17 protein-coding genes are annotated in these 18,530 nt (G+C 41.0%); 11 read left to right on the top strand and 6 right to left on the bottom strand.

Annotated features, from left to right (window positions below; genetic code table 11):
* Positions 1 to 1,446: 1,446 nt before the first annotated feature.
* Together BMY70_RS04425 and BMY70_RS04420 are read left to right on the top strand one after the other, a co-directional pair.
* The gene (locus BMY70_RS04425) at positions 1,447 to 1,875 is read left to right on the top strand and encodes an energy transducer TonB (protein ID WP_177196955.1); all 429 of its coding nucleotides are present in this window, start codon (positions 1,447 to 1,449) and stop codon (positions 1,873 to 1,875) included.
* Between the two features lie 304 nt (positions 1,876 to 2,179).
* On the top strand, positions 2,180 to 2,602 hold the full coding sequence (locus tag BMY70_RS04420; protein WP_090332356.1) for a response regulator: 423 nt from the start codon (positions 2,180 to 2,182) through the stop codon (positions 2,600 to 2,602).
* A 248-nt stretch (positions 2,603 to 2,850) separates the two neighbouring features.
* On the opposite strand, the gene BMY70_RS04415 is transcribed toward BMY70_RS04420, so the two are convergent.
* The 5 genes from BMY70_RS04415 to BMY70_RS04400 all read right to left on the bottom strand — a co-directional run bounded on the left by BMY70_RS04415 (position 2,851) and on the right by BMY70_RS04400 (position 6,912).
* Positions 2,851 to 3,186, bottom strand: a complete 336-nt coding sequence (locus BMY70_RS04415) for a molybdopterin-dependent oxidoreductase (protein ID WP_229209476.1) — start codon at positions 3,184 to 3,186, stop codon at positions 2,851 to 2,853.
* A 1-nt stretch (position 3,187) separates the two neighbouring features.
* Positions 3,188 to 3,364 carry a hypothetical protein gene (locus BMY70_RS31220; RefSeq protein ID WP_229209475.1) on the bottom strand — a complete coding sequence of 59 codons (177 nt, stop codon included), beginning with the start codon at positions 3,362 to 3,364 and terminating at the stop codon, positions 3,188 to 3,190.
* Positions 3,365 to 3,367: 3 nt separating this feature from the next.
* Positions 3,368 to 4,492, bottom strand: coding sequence for a cytochrome-c peroxidase (locus BMY70_RS04410; protein ID WP_090332710.1), 1,125 nt, complete (start codon positions 4,490 to 4,492; stop codon positions 3,368 to 3,370).
* A 15-nt stretch (positions 4,493 to 4,507) separates the two neighbouring features.
* Positions 4,508 to 6,490, bottom strand: a complete 1,983-nt coding sequence (locus tag BMY70_RS04405; protein WP_090332354.1) for a TonB-dependent receptor plug domain-containing protein — start codon at positions 6,488 to 6,490, stop codon at positions 4,508 to 4,510.
* A 77-nt stretch (positions 6,491 to 6,567) separates the two neighbouring features.
* Entirely contained in the window at positions 6,568 to 6,912 is a 345-nt protein-coding gene (locus tag BMY70_RS04400; RefSeq protein ID WP_090332352.1) for a winged helix-turn-helix domain-containing protein, read from the bottom strand.
* Between the two features lie 390 nt (positions 6,913 to 7,302).
* Between BMY70_RS04400 and BMY70_RS04395 the strand changes: the two genes are divergently transcribed.
* The 5 genes from BMY70_RS04395 (at position 7,303) to BMY70_RS04380 (ending at position 9,946) form a co-directional block, all read left to right on the top strand.
* Positions 7,303 to 7,899, top strand: a complete 597-nt coding sequence (locus BMY70_RS04395) for a recombinase family protein (RefSeq protein WP_090332349.1) — start codon at positions 7,303 to 7,305, stop codon at positions 7,897 to 7,899.
* 12 nt (positions 7,900 to 7,911) lie between these two features.
* Positions 7,912 to 8,073 (top strand): hypothetical protein, encoded by a 162-nt coding sequence (locus tag BMY70_RS30810; protein ID WP_177196954.1) that lies wholly within the window; start codon positions 7,912 to 7,914, stop codon positions 8,071 to 8,073.
* Between the two features lie 64 nt (positions 8,074 to 8,137).
* Complete coding sequence (locus tag BMY70_RS04390; protein ID WP_090332347.1) at positions 8,138 to 8,347, top strand: hypothetical protein; 210 nt, start codon at positions 8,138 to 8,140, stop codon at positions 8,345 to 8,347.
* A gap of 58 nt (positions 8,348 to 8,405) precedes the next feature.
* A complete protein-coding gene (locus tag BMY70_RS04385) occupies positions 8,406 to 9,299 on the top strand; it encodes a DNA-processing protein DprA (RefSeq protein WP_090332345.1) in 894 nt (297 codons plus the stop codon).
* Positions 9,296 to 9,946 carry a hypothetical protein gene (locus BMY70_RS04380; protein WP_090332342.1) on the top strand — a complete coding sequence of 217 codons (651 nt, stop codon included), beginning with the start codon at positions 9,296 to 9,298 and terminating at the stop codon, positions 9,944 to 9,946. Before BMY70_RS04385 ends, BMY70_RS04380 begins: the two co-directional genes overlap by 4 nt.
* A gap of 127 nt (positions 9,947 to 10,073) precedes the next feature.
* Here the strand turns inward: BMY70_RS04380 and BMY70_RS04375 are convergent, their stop codons facing one another.
* On the bottom strand, positions 10,074 to 10,436 hold the full coding sequence (locus BMY70_RS04375) for a winged helix-turn-helix transcriptional regulator (protein ID WP_090332339.1): 363 nt from the start codon (positions 10,434 to 10,436) through the stop codon (positions 10,074 to 10,076).
* Between the two features lie 97 nt (positions 10,437 to 10,533).
* Between BMY70_RS04375 and BMY70_RS04370 the strand changes: the two genes are divergently transcribed.
* The 4 genes from BMY70_RS04370 (at position 10,534) to BMY70_RS04345 (ending at position 18,528) form a co-directional block, all read left to right on the top strand.
* Positions 10,534 to 11,064: an NAD(P)H-dependent oxidoreductase gene (locus BMY70_RS04370; RefSeq protein WP_090332336.1), complete on the top strand. Its 531-nt coding sequence runs from the start codon at positions 10,534 to 10,536 to the stop codon at positions 11,062 to 11,064.
* Positions 11,065 to 11,123: 59 nt separating this feature from the next.
* Positions 11,124 to 12,140, top strand: coding sequence for a Rossmann-fold NAD(P)-binding domain-containing protein (locus BMY70_RS04365; RefSeq protein WP_090332333.1), 1,017 nt, complete (start codon positions 11,124 to 11,126; stop codon positions 12,138 to 12,140).
* Between the two features lie 1,298 nt (positions 12,141 to 13,438).
* Complete coding sequence (locus tag BMY70_RS04350) at positions 13,439 to 16,729, top strand: SusC/RagA family TonB-linked outer membrane protein (RefSeq protein ID WP_090332324.1); 3,291 nt, start codon at positions 13,439 to 13,441, stop codon at positions 16,727 to 16,729.
* 62 nt (positions 16,730 to 16,791) lie between these two features.
* Positions 16,792 to 18,528: a RagB/SusD family nutrient uptake outer membrane protein gene (locus tag BMY70_RS04345; RefSeq protein ID WP_090332707.1), complete on the top strand. Its 1,737-nt coding sequence runs from the start codon at positions 16,792 to 16,794 to the stop codon at positions 18,526 to 18,528.
* Positions 18,529 to 18,530 lie beyond the last annotated feature (2 nt).

Below are 18,530 nucleotides of genomic sequence, written 5' to 3'. Positions count from 1 at the left end.
CACATTGTTAATTTCAAACAAATTATGGTAAGAACAATCACGACACATTACCGGCAGGGTTTCCTAAATTAGGCTTTTCGCGCCTATATTACAATAACTTTTATCAGATACACGGAGAGTAGATTTATAACATTAAAAGGATCGTTTTTTTAAGAGTTTGAGATTAAGAATTAATGTTCCAAGAAATCAGGTTTAGACGAATTCCCTGTGTCTAATAGCCATTATTATGTTAACTGATTATTATGGGAACAAGGGGGTAAGAGGCTTTTTGGTAAGATTCTTTCAGTATTGCCACGAGAGCTCACTTCTTGCGTTGCGTTCTGATCAGCTGGTGCACCAGGTGAGTTGTCTCACGATGGTGAGCTCACGAGCTTTTCACTTAGTAGCACGATGAACCTTAATGTCCAGTGAGATTACAGTCAAAAAAAAGATCTGGTAACGAATTACTATATTTGAGCTTTGTAGAGTTTATTGCCAACAGCATTTTGATAGGAAAATATGGAACAACGCGTAGAAGAGCACAGATTCAAGCGAACAGAATTTGCATTTGTTAAGTATACCGTCCAGTTCTGCATTTTTGGATTTTTCTTTTGCGCAGTACCACTATATCTACTTTTTGCAATCCAGTCTATATTTGATATGTTTTTACATTAACTGTGTGCAATCAATTAGGCTCACTTGGTTTCTTTGCTTGTTTGGTTGTATTTTAACGCCTTTGCTTTTTAATTTTTACCTTAAACGTAAAGAAGTTCATGGTAATCAGCTTTTGAAAAAGCAGCTGGGTTTATTCAATGCTCTTACATTAACATTTATCCAATGTGCTTTAGGCGTATTTTCTTCTGATCCGCAATTCTTATGTTATGGCACGGATGGTCAGAACGGTTTAGAATTGATATTCAATGCATGGTGTGCACTGCCACTACTGATATTAATTAGCTATTATTTTAAGACTTTAAATATTATTGCTGAATTCTCGTAGTTGCTGTGGTTCTCCCTGGTTTTTAGACGGTTGAAAGTAGATTTTCAGGTGTTTCTGAGGGTAGGTCAAAATGACCTATCAGCAAAATCCAATTAACTAATTGTTTCAATATAAGTATAATTTACAAAGGATTATTGCTTGCACCAATAGATGTTTTGCAGGGACTAAAATATCTAACAGATAATGGAATAACAGAAGGAAACTACAAACAGCTTCAAAATTTCGTATCATTGAAAAGAGCCTAAACTCAGCTGTTGGCATCTAGGCTCATTTCCATTGAGACATATTTGCCCGCTGATGTGAAGAAAAATAATTTTAAAATGGGTAATTAATAAACGGTTTATTATATTTAATAAAATTATATATACTGATTTGTTATGTTTCGTAAAATCTTCACGTACACTTTAATTCTTCTGCTCCTGGTAATGGAGAATTCGATGTGGGTGGGGCATCCTGAAATAATTCTTATGTCAAAAATATCAATTGATACTGGCCGCGTTATTACTGATGCGCCTAAACAGTTGTTCCGAGATGACATGCCAAATGCTTTACAGCATGAACGACAACTCCAAGACAATAGGGTTTTTGGTGCATATGAACAACCACCAACATTTCCTGGTGGTACTAAGGCTTTGTTTTCATTTATTAGGGCCAACCTGAAAATGCCTGCAAAAGGTAAAAAAGCAGGCATCTCGGGACGGGTTTTCGTCGCTTTCACGGTAGAGGATACTGGGGAAATTAAATATATAAATATCGTAAAAGGTCTTGGATTCGGCTGTGATCAGGAAGCTGTTCGGTTAATAAATTCGATGCCAAATTGGAGGCCTGGCACTATATCGGGTAAACCGGTTAGGGTGAGATTCAATCTTCCCATTTCTTTTATTTTCGAAGATTAAAAAGGCCTTACATTTTGGCAGGTATTTTATGGTATCTCCGTAGTCCAAGAAATTACCCTTCGGAACCTAGAATTAAAGTTTGCCATTCTTGTTTCAACAAAGTACATCAAAGCTGTGTTGATTTACAAATATTTAAAAATGCGATTGTATGTCAGACATACAGGCATATATTCTGTCTGGGGAAAACGGTGGTTTTTGTGAAATTCTCCTAACAGGCTAGACGCAGGTGATTTCTATATCTTTTTGAAAATTTTTTTCAGGCATTTTGGCAGGATTTTTAAAGTTGATTTTATATAACGCTAAAATGGAAAACGGACCAATTTTATATGTAGGGGGAGATGAAGATGACAGGTACCTGGTAACAGATGTACTCGAATCGATTGGTTGTACTAGCAAAGTTATCAACTTTGCAACCGGACAGGAACTAATCGATTATCTCAATAGCTGTAAGGAAAGGCCATTTATAATATTATGCGATTTGTACCTTCCGCAGATGAATGGTTTAGAATTAAAGGAGGTTATTAATGCTGATGATAAGTTGAAGCGAAGGACGATCCCATTTATATTTCTCTCTGATTCAGTAAATCCTAAGGATGTCGATGATGCATACATGTCGCTGGTTCAAGGCTTTTATGTGAAAGCCACTACTTATGAAGGTTTAAAAAAACAACTTGGGGCTATATGCGAATATTGGGAACTTGCTACTTTACCTGGTGAAAAGATGTAGCATTCCGAATACAAAATTAAGTCTCTTTATCCGGCTTGTTCTGAACCTTGTGTAATGATCAAAGGGTGAAGTGTAGTATTTTACCTACCATTTGACATTCAATTTCACCGTGGCGTCATTCTTCTCACTTAACTCTTTCATTGTAGTAGGCTATCTCCTCAATTATGTAACCGTAATTAGATGTCTAATAATTAGGTGTTTAGAATGTAATTTGGTAATCTGACCCGTTATAAAAGCATTGATTATGTTTAATTTTTGGTAAATGCGACTTTAATAGAACGCACTTCCCGGATCCAGCGGGCGGGCTTTTTATCATTAGGCGTAATGATCCGGAATGGACCTTCGCCGTTGGCAAGTGGCTGCCCGTCTTTCTTTGTTGCGAGCAAAATCACCTGGTCAGTAAACTCAGGATCAATTTCGGCAAGTGCATAAAGTACTTCATAACCATCAGCAGCCGAGATCAGCACATACTTAGCCAGATTTTCACCGCGCAGGTTGCTTCCTGTGGTCACGCCTGCATTTTCCAGGATCTCAATTAAAGCAACACCCGAAAATTCATGTTCTTTTCTGTCTCGGTCTTTCACTTTATGGGCTTACCTGTTTGAAACTGGCCAGTTCTGCTAGTTTCAGCTCCAAAGGCGTCGTTACTTCCCCACTGATAGAAAGTGTTGCCGTATTTTGCGCCTGGGATGAAAATGCAATGGACAAAAGAAGCAAAAAGCTAACTGCAATGCTACGATTGAAAAGTTTAGGTTCGGACATAGTTTATGGATGGTTAATGGGATGGGGATTGGAAAATGCAGGATTGGTTATAAAGGATGAATCGGTCAGCATACCCAGGAAGGCCGTCAAATCTGCTTTCTCGTCTTTTGTGAGCGCAAGGTTCTTGCCACCGGTTTCATTGGAAATGTCTTGCAGAAAAGCGCTGAGTGTCGGACTTTGCACAATGTGCTCGCTATAATGGTCAAGGACCTGCTCAATGGTTGAAAGCCTACCATCGTGCATGTAAGGTGCGGTTAGCATAATATTGCGTAGGGTAGGGACTCTGAACCTTGCCCGGTCTGCACTTTGCCTGGTAATTTTCTCTCTTCCCAAATCAGAAGCTATACTATCTAGGCCATTATTATGAAAGAGTTCTTTGAATGTTTTAACCCCGCCGTGGCAGTGCGTGCAGTTGGCCCCTCTTATGCCACGCTTAGGGTCAGGGGCGCTTTCAAACAACAACAATCCCCTAAGCTGCTGAGCAGTGGGATGGTAATCGCCCGCCAAATACTTGTCATAATCTGAGCCAGCCGAGATCAATGTACGTTCAAATTGAGACAGCGCTTTCAATATCTGGTCCTGGGTAATCACGCTGCTTCCAAAAGCCTTTTTAAACAGAGGTGGATACAAAACGGTGCTGTTTAGCTTTCTGGCCGACTCGCTTAATGACTGACCCATTTCGTGTGGATCTGTCAAGGGGAATCTGGCCTGATCTTCAAGGCCGGGCGAACGCCCATCCCAGAAAAAATTGCGTACCCACAAAAGATTAGCCAGAGACATTGAATTTCTGGCGGTTAAAGAACCGTCCGTGCCGGTGCTGAATGCTTTCCCATCCGTAAAAGCCAATCTTTGCTGATGGCAGCTTTCGCAGGAGATGTCGTTATTTGCCGATAAGGCTTTTTCATAAAAAAGCAGCCGCCCCAGATAAACACCATCTTTGGTGGTAGGATTATCGGCCGGAATGACAAACCGCGATCCGAAATTAGCGGGATACTGCAAAACATAAGTTTCTGCATTTTTATTTTGAAACCCTTCAGCGAGACCACACGAAATGAAAACAGCCAAGCCTAGGCTGGCTTTAAACCAACCTGGGTTATTTTGTAAAACTGTTTTCAATAAGTTTCTCATTACCGCCATTACTTCTTAAAAATGACTGAATACCAGGTTCACAAAGAAATTTCGTCCGGCTTCCGGAAAACCTTCAACCAGACTGTAATTGACATCAAAAATATTGTTCAGGCCCGCTTCTGCCAAGATGGATTTATAAAGTTTAACTGACGCCTTGGCATTGACTAGCGTATAAGCTTTGGCCCGGGTTCCATAGCTGGTACTGTAACGGTCGCTGTTGTGTTCCAGGCTTGCTAGCACGTGGGCACGCTTCAGGAAAGAATAATCAGCATATGCGAAAACCTTGTGCTCGGGAACGTTGGTGAAAAGAATGGCCGGGTTGGTTTTGTTTTTTCTTTTGATAAAAGAATAGTTTGAACCAATGCTAAGCCCGGAAATGACCCGGTAATCCAGGCCCGCTTCCGCGCCATAGAACCTTGCTTTTCCTGCATTTTGCAGCTGAAAGCGTCCCGGCTGTACATTATCGACCTGCTGTATAATGTCATTAATATTGCTGTTAAAAATGCTTGCTTGCAAGCTGAGTTTGTCTGCAATTTTTCCTGAATAGCTTAAATCAAAGTTAACAGCCGCTTCCGCTTCCAGGTCAGGGTTGGGAATGGCCTGGCCCATCCGGTAGGAATAGCGGTCTTTAATGGTAGCAAACCGGGTTTTGCGGGCCACTGATCCTTTCACAGAATGGCTGGTGTTGATATCCCAAAACAGTCCTATCTGCGCATTGACTGCATTGTTCTTACTGTCAGCAAAATTGGTGATTTCTTTGGTCGTTGCATTGTATTCCTGGGCTTTGTCACTGCTGCGCATATTAAAGCTTATGCCGGGAATAACGGCCAGGGAAGGCGTTATCTGATACGTGTTTTCAATGCCTACGGACATTGTATTATCAATATAGCCCTGCACGGGCTCACCCAGATCATGCTCCCTGTGTACGTCACGCTTATACTGCACATTCAGCTTGAAAATATTACCATCCAAGGCCCTTGACTCGTATTCTGCATTGCCACCGAATGTATAATCGTCGTAAAAACTTTGAAACGCATAAGGCCGGGTTTGCTTGGTATAGGTAGTGTCATCGTAGCTGAACAGCTGGTTTACAAACGTGTCAAAGTACAAACGGGTCTTCACTTTACTTTTCTCACCAACAGCTGTGTTGGATATAAAATACAAGCTTTGTTTGTTCCACTTTGGCCACTGCCAAAAACGTGTCGTGATCTTCGAATCGTCACCTACATACGGTGGATTGCCTTTTTCTCCCTTTTGGTTGACATAGCCGATCACATACTCGTCGGTTGCGTTGGGCATAAAACCTGCTTTAACGCTAAATTTGAGATCGTCGCGGTATGCATTCGCCCGGTTGTGGGTCTGCTGGTATTTTTTTTGTTTAAAATCCTCAGACAATGGAAATGTTTCCTGTTTCAACTGCGAAGCACCGACTTGGTAGAAGAACTTGCCAAATCTGGACCCGGCGTTCACATTCCACCGGTAACCATCACCACTGAAAATACCTGCCCGGCCATTAATTTCGAATTTGCTGACCGGTTTTCGTGAAACCAGGTTGATAGCTCCACCCATGGTGTTTGCCCCGTAAAGGATCGATGCAAACCCTTTTGAAACATTGATTTCGGCAAGATCAAAGGTGGTAAACCGGCCCATGTCCACGTAGCCGTCATAGGGAACATAAACCGGGACACCATCAATGAATACCGGCACCTGGCGAAGGTCAAATCCCCGCACATAAACCACGGATTCATTTCGTGGGCCAACATTGGCAATACTTACACCAGGCAGCATGTTTAGCGCATTGGAAATATCAGTTCGGTTGAATTTTTCTATTCGCTGATAGGTAAGCACATTAGTAGTATCTTTTCCTGATGTACCAGAAATTCTTACTTCCCCAAGTTGGAAAGTCCTGCTGGTATTGATTGAATCCGATGTTTGTTGCCCTCGCACCAGCTCAGGCAAAAAAGTTGTTAAAGCAAAAAGGAATAGAAATGTTTTCATTAAAAGCGATATGTATTGCTGTATATATCGCAAATATATACACTTCTATTTAGCTTGTTGGTGCTAGATCAAAAAAATCAGATTACAGACAACAGCTCTTTTTCTGCTTTTACAATTTCAAGGAGTTTCTCATTAAAATTTTTGTAAGCCTCCATGACTTTTTTGCCAGTCTCTGTCAGAACAGTTCCGCCAGCATGTGTTCCGCCTTTTTGCGGGATTATATAGGGACTACTCCCACTGGTGTTCATTGCATCAACCATGGCCCAGGCTTTTTTATAAGAAAGTCCCATGGCACTTGCGGCTTTTGAGATGGAACCGGTTTTGGCAATATGTTCCAGAAGTTCATAACGGACTGGGCCGAAAAACTTTATATCATCGATAAAAACCCAGTGCCGTATACGTATCTCAGTTTTTCGGTTCATATTATATTATTCATAAGAAGGCCTAGATCTGCAAAGCTAAGTTCAAATTAATACAACTGTAAATATCTGTAATCTCGGCGTAGCCAATAGTCTATCTAAGTTATATATGTTACCGTTTATCAGCTATTTAAACCGATATTACCTAACCCTACAGTTAAATTGTCAGATTCTCCGGAACACCTAACAAATAACCAATTTATGTAGGTTATAAATTTTATCTATGGACGTTTTCGGTTCATTCAATCGGACGTATTTGTGTACTTTTCATCTCCTCTTGTTTTCTTCCCTTTTAGTTCCCATTTAGCTCAAAATAGGATATAGCGTTGTCTCATCTTATTGTATCCTATTTCAAAGTACATTATATTGCATTCAGTTAACAATAGTGTACAAATGGAAGTTGGATATGCACGGGTGTCTACCCAAGAACAGAATTTAGATTTGCAACTTGATGCTTTCGCTAAAACTGGAATTAAAAAAATCTTTACAGATAAAGTATCCGGCGTCAAATCGGAAAAGCCTGAGCTTCAACAATTACTCAATTACATTCGGCAGGGTGACACTTTGGTCGTTTGGAGATTGGATCGTTTAGGTAGGACAACTGTACAATTAATTCAGTTCATTGAGCAGCTCAGAGATAAAGGGATAAATATAAAATCCCTTTCCGAACCTATTGATACAACAACTGCAACAGGTACTCTTATTGTTCAAATTTTTTGTGTTCTGGCTGAGCACGAGCGTAACGTGTTACGAGAGCGGACAAACGCAGGATTAACGGCAGCCAGGGCGAGAGGTCGGAAAGGAGGAAAGCCAAAGGGCCTTTCGGAAAAGTATAATAGTATAAAAAACTTGGTTAAAATATCGTATGAGGAAGGAGCAACTTCAACGGAACAAATTATGAAAGCTTTCAATATTGGTTCTCGTTCGACACTCTATCGTATCTTAAGAGATACAGGTACAAAAACGGGAACATTCACAAAACGCAAATAAATGGGAGAGCTAATGAAAGAAATAGAAGGGCTATCACCATTCGAATTAGCCAGGCTAAGGCAAAAACGAGTGGAGCACTCAACCAGGGATAAAGCAAGGCTCCTTGTAAAAGTCGTTGAAATTGAGGAACTTTTGAACTTAATGGGAAAGAAAATTGAAGTAAAAAATATTTAAAAAATTATTAGTTTATATAACCCAAAAAGGTTATATTTGTGATGTAAGTTCAACAATTCAATGTATGAAAATACTAGATGAAATTCTCGATAGTGATGCTACTTTCGGAATGAAAGTTCTGAGAAGTCTCTCTTCGGAGAAAAAAGCGAACTCCATGAGTTCTGGGTCGGTTAACTTATGGGATGATCTGAAAGACGCTGCAAAGGATGTAAGGCAGCACAAGGAAGGAAAAGTCAAATTGCAATCATTGGACGAGTTTGTAAATGAAGTATAGTATACTACTTACTGTTTCAAATAGATATTACAATTGAGAATTTAAATTTTAGATAAATATGGCGTCCGCGTTTCTTACAGGTGATTTTCTCGACGCTGCAATCTCTCCATTTAAAGAGATTGCAGCGTATGAAGCGTTATGGAGAAATTCTCAGTCGAGTTTCAAGAAGTTATCAGAATTATTTGCTAGTCAGCCAGGAATCAGGCCATCTGATCTGGTGACGGTACGTGAGATTGAAGAGATTGAAAACCAAGTACGAGATGTATTGTCCAAAACAAGGGAATCTTACCGCGCAAACATTTTGATAAATGGTACCCTTGATTATCCTGAAAAGTTGAAAGACGCAAAGGAAAGGATTGAACTTTTATACTATTCAGGTAATCTTGACCTTATTCATACTCGGTCGGTTGCCGTTGTGGGAACCAGAAATCCTACTTCGGAAGGTGCGCGCCGTGCTGCAAGATTGGTTAAATTATTAGTAAAAGACCATTTTACCATTATATCCGGTTTGGCAACTGGCATTGATACTGTTGCTCACACCACAGCGATAGAAAATGGTGGTAATACAATCGCTGTGATTGGCACACCTTTAAATCAATTCTATCCGAAAATTAATGAAGAATTACAAAAACAGATAGCAAAAGAATATTTGCTTATTAGTCAAGTTCCATTCATTCGATATCAGGAGCAAAGTATCGGAGGTAACCGTCTATTTTTTCCTGAACGAAACAAAACCATGTCGGCACTCAGTGAAGCGACCATTATAGTTGAAGCTGGGGAGACTTCCGGAACGCTAGTTCAAGCACGTGCAGCGTTACAACAAGGAAGAAAATTGTTCATTTTGGATAGTTGTTTTCAAAATGACAAGATTACATGGCCTGGTAAATATCTAAAACAAGGGGCGATCAGAGTTAAGGAATACCAAGACATTATTTCAGCGCTTGATGTATGAACAAATTGCTTAGAATTGATGAGCTATTAAGACAATTTCATTCATATTTATCGGTAGAAGACGAATGTTATTATTTGATGAATTACCGCCCAAGAGAAGGGGCTACTTATAGCGAGGCAAATCAGTTAATTTATAACTTTAAAAAACCCCTTAGGTATAAAGACCAAGGTCACTGGAAATATAAGAAGAAAGCAATTGATGAAGTCTCAAGATATTTTAGAGAGGCAATCATCACCACAATGAACTTTGACTTTTGTACACTCGTCCCTATTCCGCCTTCTAAGGAGAAAGGTGACGCTGAATATGACGATCGGATGTCTCAAGTTCTATCCGGTGCATTTATCGGACAAAATGTGGATTTCCGTGAATTAATTTGCTGTAAAGGTAATATTGCTGCATCTCACGATTCACCATTGCGCCCATCAATAGGAGAACTTTACCAAAATCTATATTTAGCCCCCCGAGAAATGGAAGGATTACGAGATAATATAGTTTTGTTTGATGATATGCTTACTACTGGCGCCCATTTTAAGGCTTGCCAGTCCTTGATACAAGATAGCTTTCCAGAAAAGCGCGTTCTGGGGATTTTTATCGCGCGAAGAGATGTGGATCAGATCACTAAGGATTTTTTTGACGATATCAAATAAGATAAACAAATAACATATTTAATGTACTTCGTTCAAAGTGACAGCCTGTCACTTTGAAAACAGTCTCAAAAAACGAAGGTCAAATATAAGCAAACATGCTTCAAACAATTATTCCTCAAATTGCAAGTTATTTATTCGTTAACTTTTTATGACGATCCCCCCAATCTTCCAACGCTTTGATGACAGGCTTTAAGGCATATCCTATTGGCGTTAATTCATATTCAACACGTGGTGGAACTTGTGCATAAACGGTTCTTTTGATTATCATATTTTCTTCGAGCTTACGCAACTGTAAGGTCAACATACGTTCGGTAATGTTTGGCAATTTCTTTCTTAATTCCCCGAACCGGAGCTTACCGCTCAATAACCAGGAGCAGATTACCAATGTCCACTGTCCGCCGATAATAGTTGAAGCGTAAGCCTCTGGACATTCGTCACTTAGCGCATTCTTGTTGGAGAAATTAGTCGATGTTTGCTTGATCTCGCTCATTACTTACATTTTTTATAGTACCTAACAATTGGTGGGTAATATACGAATCTTATGTACTGCATGCTACCTTTGGGTTAGATTTATTATCAATATCACTATGAAGACTTTAATCATTATTACGCACCCTACAATAAGCGAGTCTACCATAAATAAAAGGTGGATGGAAGAGCTGCTTAAATTTCCAGAAAAGTACACTGTTCACCAGTTGTATGATGCTTATCCAGACGAAAAGATAGATGTCCAAGCTGAACAGCGTCTAGTCGAGCAATACGATAAGATCATATTCCAATTTCCCTATTACTGGTTTAATATTCCCTCATTGTTAAAAAAATGGTTCGACCAAGTAATGACACACGGCTGGGCATATGGTAGTAAAAGTGGATACTGCATGAAAGGAAAAAAAATAGCACTGGCCATATCGTTAGGAGTGGAAGAAGAGGAGTTGAGTAACGCAGGGAAATACAAATATCCGCTCAACGAACTCACCAGGCCATTCGAACTAAGTTTTGAATATGTCAAAGCGGACTACCAACCGGCATTCGCTTTTTACGGTATGGATTTTCATGTCTCTGATAGCCATGTTGAACTGGGTGTAAGATCATATATAAAATTCTTAGAAGAATTTTAACAGCGCCGCTATTTATAATAAAGTGACAAGATTGAATGATATAGATTTTAAACAATAACATGGAATCACAAAGAAAACGAATCTTGATTATAGGCGGTTATGGAATGGTAGGTAGCAACATAGCACGGTTGATCAGAAGTGTAGATACCAGCATAGAATTGGTTCTTTCGGGAAGAAACCCTCAGAACGGGGAACAGCTAGCCGATGAATTAAAGAGCGCAGAAACAGCCTATGTAAACTTGGAGGAAGGATTGGATTTAAGCAAGCTCGGTAACATCGATCTTATCATAACAGCGATGCAGGACCGGAGTAATATTTCACGGGAGATAGCCATTTCGAATGGTATTGCCTGTATTACCGTCAGCGAATTAGCTGATCAAATCTCTACAACAGCATTTTTAAGCCTACAAAAACCTATTGTTGCCCCGATCGTCTTTGCCGGCCATTGGCAATCAGGATTATTGACCCTTGTCGTTAAACACTTAGCCGCTAAATTTGATCATATCACACGTATTGAAATGGCAGGATTGTATGACATAAAGGATCGTGTAGGACCAGAGGTCGCAAATGATGTCAACGGTTTTATGGGTCAGGCGCTAATCCGGCAGGATCGAGAGTGGATATCAGTGCCCGCAAAAGATAACCCAAGAGAAATCTGCTTATACAACGGGTCCCTGGCGAAAGGTTATCCGTTGAGTACGCTGGATATTCCAAGTATTGGCGCTTTTACAAACGCTGCCAATATTCGATTTGATTTTGCTACCGGCGTATCCATAGGCAGTAGTAGGGGTTTAGAAGCCTCGCATGATCTGTATATTGATATGGAGGGGATGTTGTTTTCCGGGAAAAAGACAAAGCTTCGAACTATCGTATCTGGGAAAAAAGGGAATTCTCAAATGACCGCCGTTGGTGTCTTTTTAATAACAGAGAATATATTGGGTCTTAATGGAAAGAACGCAACAGAAGCCGGAGGCCTGTATCTTCCGGAAACTATTGTTCCGGTAACTGATCTTATCAACCGTTTTAAGGATTTCGATATAGAGTTTATTGAAATAAGTGATGAATTACACTGGTAATTATCTTTAACAATATACCCTTCTGAACGAAATTGACATCTCGTCAAATTGTGATGAGATGTCTCAAAAAACGAAACTATGAAAACTATTATTAATAAATTTCTCAATCAAAAATAAAACCTCTCAGTGGTAGTGGTAAGTCACTCGATGTTGAAAAAATCTCCAAAATGAGCGGACTTACGAAAGAAGCCTGGGAACTTTATAAGGAAGAATATGTATAACTGAATTCTTTGTCTGATACTGAAATTAAAAAGTTTGACGATTACTTTACCAAACTTGGTGTTTAGTAAAATGCTGCTTAATATTCAGTCTCAAAAACCGAAACTGCATATAACATTTAGATTAAGATTTTTATAACGGACATGATGACTGAAATTAATCCTATCCTTCCGAATATTGGTAAAAAAGGGAAGTTGACTGCGAACAGTATAACATTTATGTCTATCATTCTTATATCGTTGGGGCTGGGACTGATAAAAAGAAATATATCCGGCTTTGAAATATTGGTATTCGCAACTAATCGATATACAGCATTGTGTTGATTAGGTTTGAGTTCCGTCCAGACCATAACTACTTCGTAATCTAAGTGCATTAATTGATGGAGCCCATTTGACTCAATTTTGAACGCGAGTATTTTGTTTAAATTTAAAAAGTCTTAGCCTCTGGTGAGAACCATCATATTTTGCTTATCCTAATTTTGTGGTGGTTAGGTAATTCAAGTTTCATTCCCGTGTTTCATTTAAATAATTTCAATACTTAAATACCATTTATTTCCGGAATGGTTTGGATAATGCCAGGTCTGTGTTATCACTGCTAAAATCCCTATCCTGAATTCTACTACTTCAAAAAACAAGTTGCTTTCGCGTAATGGTAGCTGAAACTTCTGATGCTTCAAGTTGCTTGCCAATTTCACATTGGTATTTTAATTTATTTCCCGTAATAGCATTACCGGGTTAGGTATCCAAATGTAGCTGGATTCTTATGGATCTTTGCTTATCTAAATCTTACCATGAACCGTAATCCGTATTTAAAACTCGGTAGAAATAATCATTTTAATCAAATCATGACTACCCGATACAGTCATTAGCAATAAGTATTCCTCAAAAAAGGGAAGCTGGATTGTTAAATAATAAAATATTTTCATCTAAAAGGGATAATTCCTTTCATCTTCTGCACTTACTGTTTGAACCCTATTTTATCGATCCAGTCATTCTAGAAAATCTGGTGGCGAAAGCAGTGGTTTTGCAAATCATCCGGATTGTACAGACACCAAATGCAAATTCTAAACTTCTGTTTTAATGAAAGAAATTATCTACAATGCCGCAAAATTTAGTTTGTTTATTGCGATCATTTTACTTTTTCCATTGAGTTCGACCGCTCAAAACCGAAGCGTCAGTGGAAAAGTACTAAGCGTATCCGGGCCGATCCCTGGTGTCAATATTCTGTTGAAGGGAACGCAGACTGGAACTTCAACAGATGTCAACGGTGATTTTACAATTGCTGTTCAGGGAGAAAATCCTGTTCTGGTTGCTTCTTCGATAGGTTTTGTATCCCAAGAAATTAGGGTTGGCAACAGCTCTGTAATCACCATTACTTTGCAGGATGATATCAATAACTTGTCAGAGGTATTGGTGACGGGTTATTCAACGGAAAACCGCAGTCAGGTTACCGGTGCAGTATCGTCGGTGAAACCACAGCAATTGCAGGTTGTACCTTCTTCTAATGTGGAACAGCAGCTTCAGGGCCGTGTTGCAGGTTTAACGGTAATCTCCAACGGTCAGCCCGGGACTTCAAGTCAGATCAGGATACGCGGATTTGGTTCTTTTGGCGGAAATCAACCGCTGTATGTGGTCGATGGGGTGCCCACGCAAAGTATTCAGTTTATCAATCCCAATGATATTGAATCAACAACTGTTCTGAAAGATGCTGCTTCGGCATCTATTTATGGCGCACGTGCAGCGGCAGGTGTAATTGTTCTGACGACTAAGAAAGGACAGAAAAAAGCACAGAAACTTTCGGTAAGTTATGATGGAATTTATGGTGTAACCAACCCAGGAAAAGGGCAATCCATTTTAAATCCACAAGAGCAGGCAGACTGGACCTGGCAGGCGCGAAAAAACGATATTTTCCAAAATGGCGGAACGCTTGGCCCTACCAGTTTTGCTGGCATTGCTAACGGGCAATACGGCTCGGGTGCAACGCCGGTACTGCCTGACTATCTTTTGGTTGGAAGTAAAGTAGGGCAGCCAGCCTCGGCAGTAAATTTGGATGCGGAGAAATTAAAATATAATACCAATCCTGCCAACGGCCCATCCTATCTGGTAATTCCTGCCAACAAGCAGGGTACGGACTGGTACAAAGCCATCACCAGAACTGCTCCGCTTACCCGTCATACACTGGGTTTTTCCGGAGGATCAGATTACAGCCGTTTTTATGTAGGTTTAGGAATGCAGCAGCAGGATGGTATTGTGATCAACAACAAATTTTCACGCTACACTTTAAGAACCAATACAGAATTTGATCTTTCCAAAAAACTTCGTTTTGGTGAAAATATCCAGTTCGCTTACATCGTAGCCAAAGGTTTACAAGGAAGCTCCGGTGGTTCTCTGGGAAACAATACAAACAACAACTCGAGTGTTTCTTCGGATGAAAATGAAATTCTTTCAGCTTTCCGAATGGCGCCTATTATTCCGGTTTATGATGCTTTTGGAGGATACGGCGGAACGGCTGCACCCGGTTTTAGTAATCCGCGAAATCCGTTGGCTGCCCGTCAGGCCGCGGCCAACAATTTGAACAGGACCGTTTATGGTTTTGGAAATGCTTATCTGGAATATGACCTTTCGCGTTCATTAACATTGCGTTCAAGCCTGGGAGGTACCTATTTCAATAATTACAGTACGAGTTCGTCAAGGTCCACCTATGAAAACTCGGAGAATATTGCCAATTATACTTTTAACGAAGGCTCTGGTTACGGTCTTGCCTGGACATTTACCAACACAGCCCAGTTCAAAAAGACATTTGGAAAACACGAGATTAATGTTTTAGCTGGTATCGAATCGCTAAACACTGGAGCAGGTAGGAACATCAGCGGCTCAGGTCTTAACCCATTTTCCACGAATCCTGATTACGTCACATTAAGTACCACAACGCCGGGAACAACCAGGCAGGTAAACAGCACGCTTAACAAAGGAAATAATTTTTATTCCCTTTTCAGTCAGGCCAAATACATCTATAACGACAAGTACATTCTGACCGCTGTGGTAAGAAGGGATGGTTCTTCGCAGTTTGCTCCAAGCAACCGGTATGGTGTATTTCCTGCGGTCTCGGCAGCATGGAGACTTTCCTCCGAAACTTTCATGAAAGATATCCGCTGGATTTCTGATTTGAAGGTGAGAGGAGGTTATGGGCAGATGGGTAATTCTAATTATCTAAGTGCGACAAACCAATATAATCTTTTTGCTTCCAATGCAGCCAACGGGTATGATCTGGCCGCTACTAACAATACGATTGTCTCAGGATATTATCCAAGCCAGATCGGGAATTCATCGGCCAAATGGGAAACAAGTATTACCTCAAATGTTGGTATAGACGGAGCACTTTTTAATAACAAGCTGGAATTTGTCGTTGACTTTTGGCGCAAGGATACCAAGGACCTGCTTTATCAGCTTGCTTTGCCCGGTGTGGTAGGCGTACGCGCAAGTGCTCCCTTTGTCAATGTGGCCAGCATGCGTAACCAGGGTATTGATCTTCAATTAAGCAACAGGGGTAAATTAAGCGGTGATTTAGGATATGAGGTTTCAGTGATCGGCAGCTTTCTGGATAATAAAATTACTGCCATTGCACCATTGGTACCTTACTTTACAGGCGGAGGAACGCGCCTTGGAACGCCGGTTGTCCGTAACGAAGTCGGTCATGATCTGTCTACCTTTTTCGGTTATAAGGTTGCCGGGCTGTTTAGCAGTAAGGAAGAAATCGCTCAGGCGGCGGTCCAAACCGGCGCAGCGCCCGGCCGTTTCCGTTTTACGGATATAAATGGTGATGGCAAAATCGATGACAGTGACCGCACCTATCTCGGTAGCCCGGTTCCCAAGTTTACCGGCAGCATTTCGCTGACTCTGAACTATAAAGGATTTGATATTAATACTAATTTTTATGCTTCGCTGGGCAATAAGATTTTTAACAATCAGCGCTGGTTTACTGATTTTTATCCATCATTCACAGGAGGCGCAGTCAGTACCCGCGTGAAGGATTCCTGGCTTCCGACCCATACCAATACAACCGTTCCAATCTTTGAAAGTGCAGGAAATTTCAGCACCAATACCCAGGCCAATTCTTACTACGTTGAAAACGGGTCTTACGGCAGAATGCAGTATTTGAGTTTGGGTTATACAATTCCGGGAAGCATATTGAAAAAAATCAATGTAAGCCGGTTAAGAGTATCCTTGTCAACAACAAATCTTCTTACAGTAACCAAATATTCAGGCCTTGATCCGGCGGTTGGCGGCTCATCTGATTCTGCCTTCGGGATTGATGTAGGCAATTATCCGGTTACAAGAGGCTATAATCTAGGCCTTAGTTTCGGATTCTAGATTTCTAAACAATTGGTTTTAAGCCCGATAATCTCATGGATATTTATAAAATTAATCAAGAAATGAAAAATAATAGAAATAAAACCTGGATACTCTTATTGCTGATGACTCTGCTGGCAAGCAGCTGCAAAGAGTCGTTTTTAGAACTGCCTGCCACCGGACAGCTTTCTGTAAGTGAGCTGAATTCCAAAGCGGGTATTGAAGGGCTACTGGTCGCAAGTTACGCGGAGCTGAACGGACGCGGTTTCAGACGCGTGACAGGCTCGTCAAACTGGCTTCGGGGCAGTATTTCGGGAGGGGATGCTAATAAGGGTTCGAACTCAGGGGATTACGGTGATCTGATACCCTGGATGACTTATCAGCTTTACCCGAGCCTTTTTGATATCGGTCAAAAATGGAGCGCGATGTATGAAGGAGTGAGCCGGACGAACGCGGTACTCCGCATCCTTCCATCTGCAAGCGCAGATGTTAGTGAAGCTGATAGACAACGGATTGCAGCGGAAGCCCGGTTTCTTCGCGGGCATTACTATTTTGATTTGAAAAGAATCTTTAACATGGTTCCGTTTGTGGATGAAACACTCACTTACGGTACAGGTATCGAGAAAGTACCTAACAATGTAGATATCTGGCCAAAAATTGAGGATGATTTTAAATTTGCATACGAAAACCTGCCGGCTACGCAAACGCTTGTGGGAAGAGCAAATAAATGGGCCGCAGCTTCCTACCTGGCCAAAACATATTTATACCAGAAAAAGTATGCGGAGGCAAAGGTGCTTTTTGATCTGGTTATCGCCAGCGGCGTTACCAGCGGAGGTTTAAAATACGCTTTGGTTGCCAATTATACAGATGTCTTCAATGCAGCAAAGGAAACTAATTCAGAATCTGTTTTTGCTATTCAGGCTGCTGCGAATACCGGAAGCACAGACAATGCCAATACGGATCTAGGGCTGAATTATCCTTACGGATCAAGCGCTCCGGGCGGCTGCTGCGGTTATTTTCAGCCAAGTTTCGAGCTTGCCAATTCTTTCAGGGTCAATGAAAAAGGTTTACCCCTCGTAGATGGATCTTACAATTCAGCTACCAATCAGCTGAAAACAGATCAGGGGATTGTCTCGGATCAGGCTTTTACGCCTGATGCAGGCCCTGTTGATCCGCGTCTTGACTGGTCGGTAGGGCGCCGCGGTATTCCATTTTTGGACTGGGGTGTGCATCCTGGTTATTCCTGGATCCGTGATCAGAGTTTTGGCGGGCCTTATTCTCCCAAAAAATTCATCCATTATAAATCCCAGGTTAAAAACCTTTCGGACGCCACAGCCAGCACGGATACCTATTCGGCTATTAATTATAATATTCTTCGTTTTGCAGATATTCTTTTGATGGCCGCGGAGGTGGAAATTGAAGTAGGTAGTCTGGAAACGGCCAGGACGTACGTGAATATGGTCCGAACGCGTGCGGCCAACAAAGACGCCTGGGTAAAAACAGCCAATGGAAATAATGCCGCCAATTTTGTGATCAACACCTATGCTGAGTCATGGAATGACAAGGTTTCTGCTAGGCAATATGTTCAGTTTGAGCGTAAACTGGAATTGTCCGGAGAAGGCCACCGCTTTTTTGATCTGGTGCGCTGGGGAACTGCGCAGACCGTTCTGAATCAGTTTCTTGAGTATGAAAAAAACAAACTTCCTGTTGCCTACAGCGGCGGTCGATTTACAGCGGGAAGAGATGAGTATGTACCGATTCCACAAACACAGATTGACTATCAGGGCAGGGATATTCTGACCCAAAATCCTAATTATTGAGC

It is taken from the genome of Dyadobacter koreensis, assembly GCF_900108855.1.
GTDB lineage: Bacteria > Bacteroidota > Bacteroidia > Cytophagales > Spirosomataceae > Dyadobacter > Dyadobacter koreensis.
This window is presented reverse-complemented; position numbering and strand designations above follow the sequence as displayed.